The organism is Domibacillus mangrovi, from assembly GCF_001906925.1.
Lineage (GTDB): Bacteria > Bacillota > Bacilli > Bacillales > Domibacillaceae > Domibacillus > Domibacillus mangrovi.
This window is the reverse complement of the sequence record NZ_MRWQ01000008.1, coordinates 130,534-145,990: the sequence shown is the minus strand read 5'-3', so window position 1 is coordinate 145,990 and position 15,457 is coordinate 130,534. Positions and strand designations below refer to the sequence as shown.

Below are 15,457 nucleotides of genomic sequence, written 5' to 3'. Positions count from 1 at the left end.
TATAAATATGACAAACTAAATTATAACATACGTAAAATTACCCTCTATGTTAAATTAAGATGACAATATGACAATGATTGTTATAAAACCGCAAAAAAAGTATACTATTAGCGAAAGGACGTGACATATGACATATGCTTCATTTTTTGCTGGAAGAGAACTCATTGACGAAGAATTCAAGACTCTCCCGGACGAACACATTGCCACCCGTCCCGCTATTCACTTTAATGGCGGAAAGCCACGCTGCAACCGTTGCAACAATACGACGAACTTCGCCTCTCACCCCTGTGCCCGATGCGGCAACCTATGCACATATTGCCGCAATTGCATCGAAATGGGCAAAATCTCATCATGCACAACCCTTTACACATGGAATGGTCCATCGCCTAAACATCATGAAAACGCAGGAACATTGCACTGGACAGGCACTCTATCTGCCGGTCAAAAGGTTGCCTCTCGTAACGTCGAACGTGCTATATGCTATTCAAGGGAACATCTCGTATGGGCGGTAGCGGGAGCCGGTAAAACAGAAGTATTATTTCAAGGAATCGCATCAGCCCTTTCTGCTGGCAAGCGCGTTTGCATTGCTGCGCCGAGATCTGACGTCGTGCGCGAACTCGCACCGCGTCTCGCGGCTGTTTTCCCAGACACACCGCCTGCCGTCTTGTATGGCGGCAGCCCCGATCGCAACACATATAGTCCACTCGTCATTTCCACTACTCATCAGCTGTACCGCTTTTATCATGCATTCGACGTCTTAATTGTCGATGAAGTCGATGCTTATCCGTACACATTTGATCGATCGTTGCAATTTGCTGTTCAAAAAGCAAGAAAGCCTGAATCGTCCCTTATTTATTTAACAGCAACTCCACATGCAGAATGGCAGTCCGAAGTAAAAACGGGCAAACGCGAGGCGACACTTATTCCAGCCCGTTATCATCGACGCCCGCTCCCAGTGCCAAAAACAGAATGGTGCGGCAACTGGAAAAAAACCACGGTACCGAAAAATGTTCTTTTATGGGCAAAAGCTAAAGTAAAGGAAGGACATCGTCTGCTTCTTTTTTATCCGCATATTGACACGATGGAGAAAGCATTGCCGATTTTTAAAGAAATGGATCCGCGAATTGAAAGCGTCCATGCGGCTGATCCGCTTCGAAAAGAAAAAGTCGCATCGATGCGCCGGCAGGAGATTCCGGTTTTGCTGTCGACGACGATTCTTGAGCGTGGCGTTACATTTCCTGGTATTGATATCGCTGTGATTGGTGCAGAAGATGAGGTCTTTACGGAAAGTGCACTCGTTCAAATGGCGGGCCGGGCCGGACGTAGTGCAGATTATCCAACGGGTGATATCCGTCTATTTCATTACGGAAAAACGGATGCGATGATGAAAGCGATCCGGCAAATCAATGAGATGAACAGACTTGGAATCGAAAGGGGGCTCATTGATAGATGAAGCTTTGTCTGCTTTGCGAAAATGAGACGGAAATTGAATCTTGGCTCCCTTTTTTTGGAGCGAAAGCCCCTCACCTTTGCCCAAAGTGTTTGGAGAGGCTTGTGAAAATAACTGGACCATCGTGTTCTCTATGTTCGCGGCCAATGAAGGAGACTGGCATGTGTTCGGATTGTGAAAGGTGGGGGGAGCGTGCGTTTGTGAGCAATCAATCGATTTATTTATACAATGAAGCAATGCAGTCGCTCATTGCTCGGTTTAAGTATCGTGGTGACTATGTGCTTGCGTCGATTTTTGCGGATGATGTGCGGCAGATGGCATTAGCGGCGTCGTGTGATCTAATCTGTGCCGTCCCTTTGCCGCCGACAAGGCTTGCGGAACGGCGGTTTAATCAATCAGAAGCACTCATTGAATCGGCTGGTCTTGCGCATGTATCGCTCATTAGCCGGTTGGAATCGGATAAACAGTCAAAAAAGTCGCGGTTGGAGCGAGTGAATGCGCCTCAGACGTTTTATCCGATTGGGGATGCACAAGGGAAATCAGTACTTGTCATTGACGATATTTATACGACAGGCGCGACGATTCGGCTTGTTGCAAAAGCACTGATGGAAGCAGGAGCATCGTCGGTCAAATCGATCACGATCGCCAGAAGCGGTTCTTGACAATTTCGTCGTTCCCTATGAAAATAGAACTAATTGAGAGAAACAAGAGGTGAACGGCATGAATGAGGTCATTGATTGCCCGCGATGCGGAGATTTGTATGCAAAAAATGCGTTTCGTGAAGTATGTCCGAAATGCTCGCGCGTAGAAGAAGAATTGTACCAAAAAGTATATGCATTTTTACGAAAAAGAGAAAATCGTGCTGCGACGATGGAACGGATTGTGGAAGTGACCGGTGTAACGGAAGAAATCATTCAAAGGTGGGTCAGAAAAGGCCGACTTCAAGCTGCCCAATTTCCAAACTTAGGTTATCCGTGTGACCGCTGCGGCGCGATTATTCAAAAAGGCAAGCTATGCGCAAAATGCATTACAGAAATTGATCAAGACCTGAAGCTCCACGAACGTGCACAGGAATTTAGCCGTATAAAACAAGAACAGAGCCAGCAAACATACTATACGAAAAAAGACTAAAACCCGCCGAGTGGCGGGTTTTTGCTGTTGGCGGGAGATGGTTGTGAGCGAATGTAGTGAAATAGGTGCGGCATTGTGTGAATGTGAGCGAATCGGCTGAAATAGGTGCGACTTCTGTGATTTGTGAGCGAACCCACAAAAATAAGTGCGCATTTTTATCGCAAATAATAAATTCGGTTTTTTGGACCACCACTAGTTTTTAAATTCATCGATATGAGCATTCGGTATGCTGTAAATCTCGAATCCAGCATTAAAAACCGGGCAATTTCAACACTCGATGCTGTTGGTTTGATCAAATAAGCGTAATCCTGAATGGCTTGAATGTGCGCTTCTTTTGAAAAAGCATTACATGCTGGACAGTGCCATCTTTGACTCATTCGTTCCATTGAAAACTGAGCACAATTCGGACACTGTACTCCTTTTAAGAGCGATGATTCCTCTATTTTAAATTTAGCTAAAAGATCAGGGTCATACACCACATGATTTTTCAGCAGCATCCGTTCGAATTTTCGTAGCTGATCTGCTTTTAAAAATACTGTTTTGTTTTTTTGCAAAAGTGAATGTATTGTATCGGGAAGTTCAATGGCTCGAATGAATCGGTGTAAGTAGTCGGGATGCGGCGGTGAAACATCAAAACGCGTTGTCGGGTTAGCAATCCCCACAAACGAAGGAATCGGAATGGGGACAATAGAATGATCATGCATCCAGTCGGTTAAGTGCCGTGTCTGCCTCCGCAACTGCAAGACAGCATCCGGAAAAACAGTTTCTTTGCCCTCAAACGTTCGGATCATTTGCCGGTGATCCGTTTGAATACGAATAGCACCGATATAATTTTTGGATTCAATTAAAGCGATGAAATAAGGGGTCAAGATGAGGAAATCCAATTGAAAGAATGAACCAGAAGAACTTTGAAGGCGTAAATCGTTAAAAATCGATACTTGATGCTGTACTTCTTTGAGCGAATATTCGATGGACTGCTCGCCGCGAAACCCAGCTGTTACTTTTGCCGCCTCCTCAATCACTATCGCCCGTTTTGGATGATGATTCGGCAGCCTACCTAGCAAAGCCTCCAGCTTCAGTAAATACAACGGCTTTTCCACCTTTTTAATGATTGACATAAAAACTCCTTTCACTCATACTGCAGGTACTATTCGATGCTATCTGCCAAATGTCCTTCTGCAAAACCACGAAAAATTCCCCATTAAACATTTACACTGTCTTGCCGATATAAAGAGCACCACATAGAAACTGGAAAGCGGGGATACGAGATGAAAATTAATCAAACACCCGGCATTCAAGGGATCAATCCGTATCAGAAGCAACTGAAAAAAGCGGACGAGATGAAAGCCGCCAGCGGAGCAGCGAGAGACAAACTAGAAATTTCAAAAGCAGCTAAAGAAATGCAAGGCTCAACACAATTACTAGCTGAACGCCGCGAAAAAATCACGATTCTGAAAGAGCAAATCGCAAATGGCACATATAAAACGGATGCTCAAGCGACCGCGAAAGCGATGCTCGACTTCTACGGACAGAAGTAACCGGATCGCCCCAGATACCATTCCGGGCGATCTTTCTTTATGTACAAGATTAGGGAAGGAGACACCACGATGAAAATTCAGCCAAACGCCATGCCGATCCAAACAACCGACGCCCTGGTTCAAGGAGAAAGCACGGTACCGACAGCAGAGACCGCTCATTCAAATAGAGCGACTACACCGAATACAACGAAGCAGCCCCCAGAAGCAGCTGTATTCTCGGAGCGGGGCATGACGCTCACGAAAGAAGCGACGCAAGCTGTCAACGCATTTATGAAAACGGCATCTGGTACTGAAACAGAAAAGTTGGCAACCGTTAAAGCGATCGCTGAAAAAGGGATTATGCCGAGTGAAGTGAAACTAAAAGCAGTTCACGCCGCACTCACTGGCGTACCGTTTGGCAAAGAAGCGGCGGAATGGCTGAAACAATCCGGTATACCTTTTCCAGAAAATACACGCGCAGCGATCGAAAAAGCACTTCAGCTTGGCCGGACGCAGGAAGCGATAAACGTAATCAAATCGGCTGAACTGCCAGCTGAGGTCGTCAAGCAAATGGAAGTTCTAGTAAAACAAAAAGGAACAACAGCTGAAACGGTCTCCGCGCTGGAGCAAATGGCCAAAACACACAACATTCCGGTCGCCAAGCTGATTGAGTGGGCCACCGCCGCCCAATCGGAGATGCTGAATCAAGCCGCAAAACAAAAGCTTACTGAAGCTATTCAAACATTATTAAAACAGAATCCGACGAACACGCTTTTAATGGAGCTTGCCCGAAAAGTAGAAACAAATGCGCCTGTACAGGACATTGTCAAAGTCATCCGTACACTATTTGCAGGTAATCGTGCGGCCGCCATGAAGCCGCTCGCGGAAGCCATTCAGCTCGCTAATATGGCGATGGCTAAACTGGCAGCAGCACTTCCTGAATCTGGAATCAAGATTTTGGAAACGGATCAAACAGAACCCGGTCCTGCTCAAAAAACAGCACACATGATTCAGAAAGAACCATCATTTGAACGTGTTCTTACCTACATAAAAGACAAAATGCCAGAATTGAAGCCCTCGCTTGAAAAAGCAGAAGCTCTCTATACTTCGGGCAAAGAAATGGCTGCACGGGGCGAGCTTATGAAAGCGATCGAACCACTTATCCCGCCGCCGGTTAACCAGACGGCACCGGTTATTCCTGATGAATTATTCGTACACGTACCGCCGGCCGCAAAAGATGTACTTGTCACACGAATTACTGAAAAAATGTCACAGTCTGCGATCGATTTCAAGCAGTTCAAGCGGGACATTACACGCAATTTGCAGACGACGGAACTGTTGATGGCGCAAAAAGCACCAAAGCTGGCTCAGCCGGTGATCGAAACAGCGATTAAAACGCTTGATCATGCGATTTTAAAAAGCGATTTTATGTTGTATACGGATATGAAAACGGAAAAACAGCTTATGCAGGCGTCCGGTCAGCTGGCGGAAGCGCGCAAACTGCTCGCCAAAGGAGATACACAGCAAGCGGCCCGCATCACGGCAGAAGTAAAAGCACTGATCGAAAAAGTAACATTTAAACCGACCGATTCCCGCGTCATGCATATGATCACACAGGAAGCAACGGACACGGCACCACGCGTTTTGGCCGGTGCAATGGCTGGATTATACGATACACCGACGGCTCGTAACGCATTTGAGCTCGTTCGAGCAGCTGGATTTACTTACGAACACGAGCAAGCAGCGGGGCTTGTCTCAAGAGAAACAGCAGATAGGCCTCCATCTGTTAAGCAAGCTCTTTTAAGTCAGATGCATCAGCAAGCGGCAGATGGGAAACCAGAACAGATGCAGGCGACGTTAACAGGCCAGCAGTTGTTAAGCAAAGCCGATCCTGGCTTGCAGTCGATGATGATGTCATTGCCGTTTTTACTCGGTGGCCAGTCTGAAAATGTGAATGTGTTTATCCGGTCTAAAAACGGCGGCGATCAAGTAGATTGGGAGAATTGCTCCGTCTACTTTTTATTCGAAACAAAGAAACTAGGACCGGTCGGCATTACGATATCATCAGCTGATAAAAACTTATCCATTAAAGTACAAAATGATAAAGCCGGTTTTCAAGAAAAAATGGAGCCGCTCACCGTCGTTTTAAAAGAGCGTCTTGCTGATATCGGCTACCGCGTCGGCTTAGTTCAGTTTAGCGAATTTCAAGTGAAAGAACAGGAATCAGTAATGACAAAACAAAAGGAAATCTCAACGGCGAAAGGATTTGATTTCACGATATGAGCTATTACAATCAGATTAACCGCCGCAAATTGAATGGCCCATCTGCCGCTGTCATTCGCTATGAAGAAGGAAATGCACCGACTGTCGTTGCACAAGGGAAAGGCGCGCTTGCAGCCAAAATTCTTGAACTTGCGAACGAGCACGGGATCCCGATGGAACAAGACGCATCACTATTGTCGGAACTGCTCGACATCGACCTTGGTGAATCCATTCCACCCCAATTGTATTCAGTCATCGCCGAAATGTTGATTTTAATCGAAGAAATGGATTCGGCGTATTAAACTTTGTCGTCTTTTGCCGATACAATGAAATGAGGTGGAAAAACGATGGAATGGATCACAAAAGAAATAGTTTATCAGAAAACGCCGCAGCAATTGACGGCTTTACTATATGAAGCAGGGCTCGAACAATTTGAGAAAGCGCAAAACTTCCTGAAAGAGGGAAAGCTCGTCGAAGCAAACCGCACCATGCAAAAAATCAATGATATAGTACATAGGCTTGGCGCCGGATTGAACTACGAAGCGGGCATCATCGCTGACCAGCTCGACCAGGTGTATAACTTCATCGCCGACACCGTCGTGCAGGCTAATTTGAAAAAGGACGCCGCGACGCTGCGTGACGCAGAGCGACTATTTCAAATACTGTCTGACGCCTGGAATGAAGCATTAAAAACCGCGCCGGCAAAAGTACCGGCAAGAAGAATACAAAACGCTTACGAACAAAGCGTCTTCGTCGAAGAGCAGCCAACGAATACAATGGAAACGGGGAAATAACCGATGAGAATTAACCATAACATTCAAGCATTAAACGCATATCGAAACTTAAACAACACGAACAATGCCACATCAAAGAGTCTTGAAAAACTATCATCCGGCCTCCGTATTAACCGCGCTGCAGATGATGCAGCAGGGCTTGCGATCTCTGAAAAAATGCGCTCGCAAATCCGTGGCTTAGATATGGCGGAACGCAATTCACTTGATGCCATCTCGTTGATCCAAACAGCAGAAGGAGCTCTTTCCTCTACGCATGAAATTTTGCAGCGTATGCGTGAACTGTCGGTTCAGGCTTCGAATGGAACGCTTGAAGACGATGACCGTACAGCCATCCAAGACGAAATTAATGCCCTAACATTTGAAATTGACCGGATCGCCGACACAACTCAGTTTAATCAGAAAGTTCTCTTTAGTGGTAAAAAAGAAGCGTTTGCACAAGGTGATTTTACAGGGAATCATCCATGGACAAAAGCACTTACTTCGGGAGATACATTTACATTAACGTTTAATGAGATTCCTAAAGATGGCGATGAAATTGAAGTTAACGGTACAACATATACATTCGTTTCGGGTGTTGCAATACCACCTCAGATAAGCATTGACTCTTTTACTACACCTGACGATGCCGCAGCAGCCATTGCATCAGGGGAGAGCGATGCAACTAGTTCTGGAAATGTGTTAACGATTACTGCTACATCTAATTATAATGTTGTTTTAACAGATGCTGATTATGACACAATTCAAAGCTTAGCACTCTCCTTCCAAATCGGCGCAAACGAGTCGGAGATGCTGACGATGGATTTGAGCCCGATGGATGCGAAAAAGCTCGGCATTGCGACTGTGTTTGACAGCAAAGGTAATGCTACAACAGGTGCAGATGTTAGCACAGTGGAAAAAGCGGCTGAGGCAATTACGATTTTTGACAACGCTATTCGTCTCGTTTCGGCAGAACGAAGTAAACTTGGTGCGATTCAAAACCGTCTGGAACACACGATCACAAACCTACAAACCGCTAACGAAAACTTAACAGCAGCTGAATCTCGTATCCGTGACCTTGATATGGCGAAAGAGATGACACAGTTTACGAGAAACAATATTTTAAACCAGGCTGGACAGGCAATGCTCGCGCAGGCGAATCAGCTTCCGCAAGGCGTCCTTCAGCTTCTTCAATAATCAACTGGGGTGAGCCATCATGGAAGTACAGCGCGTGAATAAAGCAGCACTATCCCGCACAGAACGAAAAGAAGAAGTCGCAAAAGCATCGATAACATTCACTGATGTGATTGCGTCCAAGCGTCAAAATGCGGCACTTGAAAAAATGAACGGTATGATGAAAGACATTGAAACACAAGGCGAAAAGTTGGCGGAACACCGAACCATTGATGACTTGCGTAAATATAAAAAAATGGTGAAAGAATTTATGGAAGAAGCGGTCAACAGCGGCCTTCAATTAGAAGAACAGCGCGGCTTCAACCGGCGCGGCCGGACGAAAGTGTACAAAATCGTCAAAGAAGTTGACAGCCGTTTAACGCAGCTTGCCAACGACGTCATCAACAAAGAGAAATCCCAGCTTGATATTTTGAGTAAAGTCGGCGAAATCCGAGGGCTGCTCATCAACATTTACACATGAGGAGGAGCACCTTTGATTATTGAAACGCTCGAAAAACAGCTAGTACTTCACAAAAGTCTGTTGCAACTTGCTCACTTAAAGACGGAGGCCGTCAAAAAAAATGAACTGGACGAATTGAACCGGATTGTCCGTGACGAGCAAAAACACGTCAACGCCATTTTGAATTTAGAAAAAAAGCGCACCAGTGAATTAAACGAAACAATTAGTGATCTGCTGCCATCGCTTTTGCCAGATGAACAACAGCAAGTGGAAGCACTGCGAGATGAACTGATTAATGTTCTGGCGCAGCTGAAAAAAGAGAATGAACTTAATGCTCAGATGCTTGATCAGTCCCTTCAATTCGTTCATCTTCAGCTCGATCTGCTCGCACCGCCTGATACCGGGAATTACGCCCTGAACGGTGACAATGATGAAGGTCCTGCAATAGGACCGCTATTCGACTCGAAAGCTTAGGAGGGATAACATATGAGATCAACGTTTATGGGATTGGAAACAGCGAAGCGGGGGATGTACACCCAGCAAAGTGCTTTATATGTGACCGGTCATAATATATCTAACGCCAACACACCCGGCTACTCACGTCAGCGCGTTAATTTTCAAACGACAACACCTTATCCAGCTGTTGGTCTAAATCGTCCGAACATTCCCGGTCAAATGGGGACGGGTGTTGAAGCGGGCTCTGTGCAACGGATTCGCGAATCGTTTCTGGATCTTCAATTTCGAGGGGAGAATACAAAGCTTGGTTATTGGAGTGCCCGTTCTCATGCATTAAGCAAAGTGGAAGATATTATAAATGAACCGACAGATGATGGCTTATCGGCTGTTATGGGCGAGTTATGGCAATCATTGCAGGACCTCGCGGGAAATCCGGAAAATGAAGGGACGCGAGGCGTTGTATTAGAGCGTATGCAATCTGTTACCGATACGTATAACTACATGTCGGATTCGCTTTTATCCATTCAAAAAGACTTTGGAAACCAGTTAAATGTGACAGTTAAAGCAGCGAATGCCGCTATTGATAAGTTATATGATGTAAACAAACAAATTAAAGAAATTGAGCCGAATGGCTACTTGCCGAATGATTTGTACGATGAGCGGGATCGTCTTGTGGACGAATTGTCACAATACTTTTCACTTGAGGTAAACAAAGTCGGGAGTGGCGGAAATGCACTGACTATTGCGGAAGGTGTGTACGAAGTCAGCATGGTCAATGCAGACGGCAGTAAAGTTCAATTGTTGAATGGAAATGAACGATTTCATATCGGTTTTGCGACAACAGATAACAAAATTTTGAATGGTGCACCGAATATGGATGAAGGCGTCAAAGCGATACAATTATTTAAAGCCGATCCAAGCAATCCAGATGAATGGACGTTAGCTGACCCAGGTGACGTTCTTTATACAGAAGCGGATGGTACCACTTTGATTTCGTCAAATGAAATTGACTTTGCGGATACAGCAGGCAATATTAATTTTTCCAAAGGGGAACTGCGCGGCTTAATGGAAGCGTATGGCTATGAAGTGGGCACGGCGCCTAATACGAAAGTAAAAGGCATTTACGCGGATATGCTTGATAAAGTTGATCAGATCGTATTCACTTTTGCGACGATGTTTAACGCTGTACAGGCCGAGGGTGTCGATTTGAATGATCCAGCATCCACCACCAATCAAAACTTCTTTGACTTAACCGGGTTCAGCGCCACGAATTATAAAGGAATTGCGAGTGCTATTCAGTTAAACGGCAATATGCTTCCGAAAGATATAGCAGCAGCGATGTCGTCGTATACATCTGGAGGGGATAAATATGCAAATGCCGGTGATGGGAAAAACGCGCTAAACTTGTCGAGAATTGGTGAAATGCTGTTAAATGGAACAACAGTAGAACTAAACGGCTCAACAACTCCTTTACCTATACCGGACGTGCCGATCAAAAACGGCTCGATCAACTCTTTTTATGAGAGTGTGATTGGCGGTATGGCGGTTGATGCACAGCAAGCTACACGGATGGAAAAGAATGCAGGTATTTTACTTGTATCGGTTGAAACGAGCCGCCAATCCGTTTCATCTGTCTCTCTTGACGAAGAAATGAGCAATTTAATTAGATTCCAGCATGCTTACAATGGAGCTGCACGGATGATTACAATCGTTGACGAAATGCTTGATAAAATTATTAACGGCATGGGTGTTGCCGGTCGTTGATAGAGGAGTGAATCAATTATGCGCGTGACGCAATCGATGTTGTCATCGAATATGATGAAAAACTTAACGGCCAGCTTAACCCGGCTTGATAAATTAAATACACAAGTATCGATGCAGAAAAAAATCAATAAACCGTCCGATGATCCTGTTGTTGCGATGAAAGGAATAACGTATCGCCGCGGATTAATGGAAGTTGAACAGTACCGTCGCAATTTTGATGAAGCATACAACTGGGTCGAAAACTCGGATGCATCGCTTGATAAAGCAGGACAGGCATTACAGCGTATGCGCGAGCTGCTTGTTCAAACATCAAATGACACGTATGACGCCGAGCAAAGACAGGCAGCGAAAGCTGAAATTGAGCAATTGAAAGAACATTTAGGCGAAATTGCGAATACAAAATTCGGTGATAAATATTTATTTAATGGAACAAATACGATAAATAAACCGGTTGATTTACAAGCAGGAGCGTACCCTGCAAATAGCGATCCGGTGGAACTTGAACTGTCAAAAGGGGTTTACATTCAAGTGAATATTAGTGGGAAAACGGTCTTCTCTGAAGAGATGTTTTCGAAAATAGATGAAATCGTCAATGAACTGAGTAAAGACGCCAATTCAACATCTGGTGCTGCGGTCAGCAGTTTGCTTAGCGATCTGGATACTCATATTACGACAATCACAAATGAACGGGCAACACTTGGTGCCCGGTTTAACCGAATTGAACTGATGGATATTCGGATTGGCCAACAGGAAGTCATTGCATCCCGTATTTTATCTGAAAACGAAGATGTTGACTTTGAGCGTGCTGTAACCGATTTAACCGTTCAGGAAACGGTTCATAAAGCGGCCCTCTCAGTCGGTGCCCGTATTATTCAGCCGACATTGATGGATTTTCTCCGTTAAAAGGAGCGTACCCAGATGAACATTTCAACCGTTCAAATCAATACAACAACTGCGCAGCTTGGCATCACAACAACGCCGGGCCGCCAGTCCATTCAGCAGCCACAGGCAACAGTTGACATCCGCCAGCCGAAAGCGGAGATGAATATTTCAACGACACATGGCGTTTTGACGATTGACCAAACGCAGGCGTGGGCGGATATGAATCGGAAGCATATTTTCCAGCGCATCAAAGAAACAGCGGCAGAAGGCAGACAAAAAGCGCTTGAAGGTACCGGCCGCCGCGCCGCGGAAGGCCGTGAACTTGCTGACATTCATAAAGGCGGCAATGCGATTGTGATGCAGGCTGCCCGTCACACGACGCGCAATTATGAAACGGGCCTCACGTGGATACCGTCACATGGAAGTGTTAACATTCATTATCGGCCTGGTGATGTACACATTCAAGCACAAGCCCGGCCAGTTGAAAACAACACGCGTCCAAACAAGCCAATCATCAACTATCAGCCTGGCAGCGTGAATGTGCAGCTGAAGCAATATCCGTCCATTGATTTTCAGTTTGTTAATAAAACTATTTAAAAGGGTGATGAGTGTGAAGATTGAAACGAAATACCACGGTGAAAAAGAACTGCAGGAAGCGGATGTATTAACCTTTTCAAATGGATTGCCTGGCTTTGAAAATGAGAAAAAATTCGTCTTGCTCGCTTTTCCGGAAAACACCGTTTTTTATGCGCTTCAATCTGTTTCAACACGGGAACTAAGCTTTGTTGTCACAGACCCTTTTTCATTTTTCCTGGACTACCAAATCAAAATCGACGAAACTTCACTCGAAGCACTCGCCATTGAAAAAGAGGAAGACGTCACTCTTTTAGCGATCCTGACTGTCCGAGATCCATTTGAACAGACAACCGCCAACCTGCAGGCACCCATCGTTATCAACAAACAAAACCAGACCGGACGCCAAGTCATCTTAACTGGCACAGCGTATGAAACGCGCCACGCCTTGTTTCCAAGCGGCGCCGTGAAGGAGGGGTAAGCGATGCTCGTTCTCACCCGTAAACCAGGCGAAGCACTCATGATCGGAGACGACATCGAAATCACCATCGTCTCCGTCTCAGGCGACCAAATTAAAATTGGGATCGATGCACCGAAACACGTCGACATCCATCGAAAAGAAATTTACATCCAAATCGGCGACGAAAACAAATCTGCCTCAGCCAGCGTTGAAAATCTCGCCGGACTGCTCAAACTTCCACCGAAATAATATTCGGATGGGAGTTTTTTGTTAGGATTGGTGTAAATGTGAGCGGAAGTGCTGGAATAGGTGCGAATCCTAGTCATTGTGAACGAATCAAAAATCGGAAAAATATCATTTTTTAAATTAATAAGAATAAACATATGACTTTATCATAAAATAACGGTATTATTTATAATAAAATACTTCAAGAATAAAGGATTGATGAAAAATGTATGTCTATTTGTATCAACTATTTCATCAGACGAACAATACCGTTTTCGAGCAGGAGTATGAGAAACGATTTCATGGATATGGAACGATTCATGTACCGATGCAAATAAAGCTGCTTAAATCGAGTCAGTCGTTTCCGTTATTTATCGTAAATACGCAGTCCCTTCTCTTAAAATTTGATCGGATTAACCGGCAGGATACCGCCATTCGGGAATTGATGGCCCAGCTTCCATCGATTGCGCAGCACAATTTTATCCACCAGCAGCTGATCGATGAAATGTTCAACACGAATGACCTTGAAGGAGTTCGGAGCACAAGGGAAGAAATGGTGGAAAGCACACGTCAAGTACTCAATCAACCAAGTAAACAGGTCCGTTTCAAAAGCATGATCAATTCCTACAGCAAGCTGCTTTCAGAGGAGTTCATATCTATGGAAGAGCCAGCGGACGTCCGAAGAATATATGATTACCTTGTAGCGGATGAAATGGATAAAGAAGAGCACAGACTCGATGGAGAACTATTCAGAAAAGACATGACGTATGTGTATAAAGAAAGCGGCACAGGAAAAATCATTCATAAAGGAGTTACGCCAGAGCAGGCCATCACCAGTCATATGCATGGGCTAATCAATTTTTTAAACGGACACGACTTGCCGCTATTATACAGAATCGCTATTACCCACTATTATTTCGGCTATATACATCCATTTTACGATGGGAATGGCCGGACATCACGGTTTATTAGTAGCCTGTATTTAAGAAAAGAATTCAATCCACTCACGGCGCTGTCTTTGTCAAAAGGATGTAATCATAACCGAAAAGACTATCTCGATGCATTTGAAAAAACGAATTCATTTATGAATAGAGGAGAGCTTACGTATTTTTGCGAAACCTTTTTCGCCATCATCATTGACTCACAAATCGATATTATTAACGAATTGAAAGAGAGAAAACTGATGCTTGAACATATGCTCGAAGTGATTGAAAAAGATCCCGAAATCAAAAATGAGCTGCAGCAATCGATCTTGTTCATTCTCACACAAGATTACTATTTCGCCGGCACAGGTGAAGGAATGTTAAAACAAGATTTCATCAGTATAACCGGCAAGTCACTTTATACGTTAAACAAAGAATTAGAAGACCTCGAAACAAAAGGACTCATCACATCAAAAGGAAAACGCCCCGTTCACTATTATCTGAACGAAGCGTACTTTAATTTGGCTTGAAAGCGATCACTGATATAAGCTCACAAATATCGCAAAGTATAGTGCAATTGCTAAAATGACAGAAACTTGTGAGCGAAAGTGCTGAATAGGTGCGAATCTCAGTAGTTGTGAATCTGCCGAAATAAGCGCGAAATAAACACAAACATCCCGTTCACGTAATCGCGAACGGGATGTTTGTATGAAATGAACTTCCGTCTTTTTTATACCCAATAAACCTAGTTGAAATCAGCTATTTGTGATCAACTTCATATCATTTAAGTCAATAATGAAACCACCTGTTTTTAATAAATCAAGGCCAACTAAGCCGCTGATTGGAAACCCATCCAAGTTACCAAAATCAATATCTACATGGTGAAACTCTTTATTCGCAAGTTTAACAAAAGGTATTTTCTTTGAGAAACAGAATTCTCCGCTGCCAATTCCAACACTGTTTACAAGGTGATCACCTGGTTCAAAATAGATCCCGATATCAGACACTTCATCAATGACGATAATAGAATGAGCTGCACCAGTATCAACCACAACACAATCAATTACTTTCTTTTTTCCACTAAACTCTATTTCAATAGATGTTAGAAGAAGACCTTCTTCATAGAGAAGAATCATCGGGTAATGCCTCTCAAAGCAGAAGGTTTTCGCATCTCAATAATAAATTTTTCATTGCTTGTATGATACACAACGGTATTACCTTTTGAACGCAAAAGCTCACTCGTCGCTTCTTGAGCGCTATCAATTGGCCGAATGAGGGCCACTTCATCCACCACTTTATGGCTATCCATAAGATGAGAATCAACAATCGACAACAATACGTACTGATCAGGATAGATTTCACGTACTTCCTGCCACTTCATTTTCATTCCCTCCCTGAATTTGATAAATGC

General features: G+C 44.3%; 19 protein-coding genes and 1 pseudogene. 17 read left to right on the top strand and 3 right to left on the bottom strand.

Annotated features, from left to right (window positions below; genetic code table 11):
• Positions 1–127: 127 nt before the first annotated feature.
• The 4 genes and pseudogenes from BLL40_RS10740 (at position 128) to BLL40_RS10730 (ending at position 2,581) form a co-directional block, all read left to right on the top strand.
• On the top strand, positions 128–1,453 hold the full coding sequence (locus BLL40_RS10740; RefSeq protein WP_073711899.1) for an ATP-dependent helicase ComFA: 1,326 nt from the start codon (positions 128–130) through the stop codon (positions 1,451–1,453).
• A pseudogene (locus BLL40_RS18230) lies at positions 1,450–1,614 on the top strand (double zinc ribbon domain-containing protein); the annotation flags it as partial. The gene BLL40_RS10740 and the pseudogene BLL40_RS18230, both read left to right, overlap by 4 nt.
• A 36-nt stretch (positions 1,615–1,650) precedes the next feature.
• Entirely contained in the window at positions 1,651–2,112 is a 462-nt protein-coding gene (locus BLL40_RS10735; RefSeq protein ID WP_159434220.1) for a ComF family protein, read from the top strand.
• A gap of 58 nt (positions 2,113–2,170) precedes the next feature.
• A complete protein-coding gene (locus tag BLL40_RS10730) occupies positions 2,171–2,581 on the top strand; it encodes a TIGR03826 family flagellar region protein (RefSeq protein ID WP_073711897.1) in 411 nt (136 codons plus the stop codon).
• A 155-nt stretch (positions 2,582–2,736) separates the two neighbouring features.
• Here BLL40_RS10730 and BLL40_RS10725 read toward each other — a convergent pair whose 3' ends face one another.
• On the bottom strand, positions 2,737–3,699 hold the full coding sequence (locus BLL40_RS10725; RefSeq protein ID WP_073711896.1) for an NERD domain-containing protein: 963 nt from the start codon (positions 3,697–3,699) through the stop codon (positions 2,737–2,739).
• A 150-nt stretch (positions 3,700–3,849) separates the two neighbouring features.
• Between BLL40_RS10725 and flgM the strand changes: the two genes are divergently transcribed.
• The 13 genes from flgM (at position 3,850) to BLL40_RS10660 (ending at position 14,576) form a co-directional block, all read left to right on the top strand.
• A complete protein-coding gene (flgM, locus tag BLL40_RS10720; protein ID WP_073711895.1) occupies positions 3,850–4,119 on the top strand; it encodes a flagellar biosynthesis anti-sigma factor FlgM in 270 nt (89 codons plus the stop codon).
• A 69-nt stretch (positions 4,120–4,188) separates the two neighbouring features.
• Positions 4,189–6,381, top strand: a complete 2,193-nt coding sequence (locus tag BLL40_RS10715) for a hypothetical protein (RefSeq protein ID WP_073711894.1) — start codon at positions 4,189–4,191, stop codon at positions 6,379–6,381.
• On the top strand, positions 6,378–6,662 hold the full coding sequence (locus tag BLL40_RS10710) for an EscU/YscU/HrcU family type III secretion system export apparatus switch protein (RefSeq protein ID WP_073711893.1): 285 nt from the start codon (positions 6,378–6,380) through the stop codon (positions 6,660–6,662). The genes BLL40_RS10715 and BLL40_RS10710 overlap by 4 nt, the downstream gene beginning before the upstream one ends.
• A 45-nt stretch (positions 6,663–6,707) precedes the next feature.
• Entirely contained in the window at positions 6,708–7,154 is a 447-nt protein-coding gene (gene fliS / locus BLL40_RS10705) for a flagellar export chaperone FliS (protein WP_073711892.1), read from the top strand.
• A 3-nt stretch (positions 7,155–7,157) separates the two neighbouring features.
• Positions 7,158–8,327, top strand: a complete 1,170-nt coding sequence (locus BLL40_RS10700; RefSeq protein ID WP_073711891.1) for a flagellin N-terminal helical domain-containing protein — start codon at positions 7,158–7,160, stop codon at positions 8,325–8,327.
• Positions 8,328–8,346: 19 nt separating this feature from the next.
• A complete protein-coding gene (locus tag BLL40_RS10695; protein WP_073711890.1) occupies positions 8,347–8,784 on the top strand; it encodes a YaaR family protein in 438 nt (145 codons plus the stop codon).
• Positions 8,785–8,796: 12 nt separating this feature from the next.
• Positions 8,797–9,237: a flagellar protein FlgN gene (locus tag BLL40_RS10690; protein ID WP_073711889.1), complete on the top strand. Its 441-nt coding sequence runs from the start codon at positions 8,797–8,799 to the stop codon at positions 9,235–9,237.
• 12 nt (positions 9,238–9,249) lie between these two features.
• Positions 9,250–10,983 (top strand): flagellar hook-associated protein FlgK, encoded by a 1,734-nt coding sequence (flgK, locus tag BLL40_RS10685; protein WP_073711888.1) that lies wholly within the window; start codon positions 9,250–9,252, stop codon positions 10,981–10,983.
• 18 nt (positions 10,984–11,001) lie between these two features.
• Positions 11,002–11,886 (top strand): flagellar hook-associated protein FlgL, encoded by an 885-nt coding sequence (gene flgL / locus BLL40_RS10680; protein WP_073711887.1) that lies wholly within the window; start codon positions 11,002–11,004, stop codon positions 11,884–11,886.
• Positions 11,887–11,901: 15 nt separating this feature from the next.
• Positions 11,902–12,462 carry a DUF6470 family protein gene (locus BLL40_RS10675; RefSeq protein ID WP_073711886.1) on the top strand — a complete coding sequence of 187 codons (561 nt, stop codon included), beginning with the start codon at positions 11,902–11,904 and terminating at the stop codon, positions 12,460–12,462.
• Positions 12,463–12,475: 13 nt separating this feature from the next.
• Positions 12,476–12,919: a flagellar assembly protein FliW gene (gene fliW, locus BLL40_RS10670; protein ID WP_073711885.1), complete on the top strand. Its 444-nt coding sequence runs from the start codon at positions 12,476–12,478 to the stop codon at positions 12,917–12,919.
• A gap of 3 nt (positions 12,920–12,922) precedes the next feature.
• A complete protein-coding gene (csrA, locus tag BLL40_RS10665; protein WP_073711884.1) occupies positions 12,923–13,147 on the top strand; it encodes a carbon storage regulator CsrA in 225 nt (74 codons plus the stop codon).
• A 202-nt stretch (positions 13,148–13,349) separates the two neighbouring features.
• On the top strand, positions 13,350–14,576 hold the full coding sequence (locus BLL40_RS10660) for a Fic family protein (protein ID WP_073711883.1): 1,227 nt from the start codon (positions 13,350–13,352) through the stop codon (positions 14,574–14,576).
• A 225-nt stretch (positions 14,577–14,801) separates the two neighbouring features.
• Here BLL40_RS10660 and BLL40_RS10655 read toward each other — a convergent pair whose 3' ends face one another.
• Both BLL40_RS10655 and BLL40_RS10650 read right to left on the bottom strand, forming a co-directional pair.
• The gene (locus tag BLL40_RS10655; RefSeq protein ID WP_073711882.1) at positions 14,802–15,182 is read right to left on the bottom strand and encodes a pepsin/retropepsin-like aspartic protease family protein; all 381 of its coding nucleotides are present in this window, start codon (positions 15,180–15,182) and stop codon (positions 14,802–14,804) included.
• Positions 15,179–15,427 (bottom strand): hypothetical protein, encoded by a 249-nt coding sequence (locus BLL40_RS10650; RefSeq protein WP_073711881.1) that lies wholly within the window; start codon positions 15,425–15,427, stop codon positions 15,179–15,181. The genes BLL40_RS10655 and BLL40_RS10650 overlap by 4 nt, the downstream gene beginning before the upstream one ends.
• Positions 15,428–15,457: the final 30 nt, after the last annotated feature.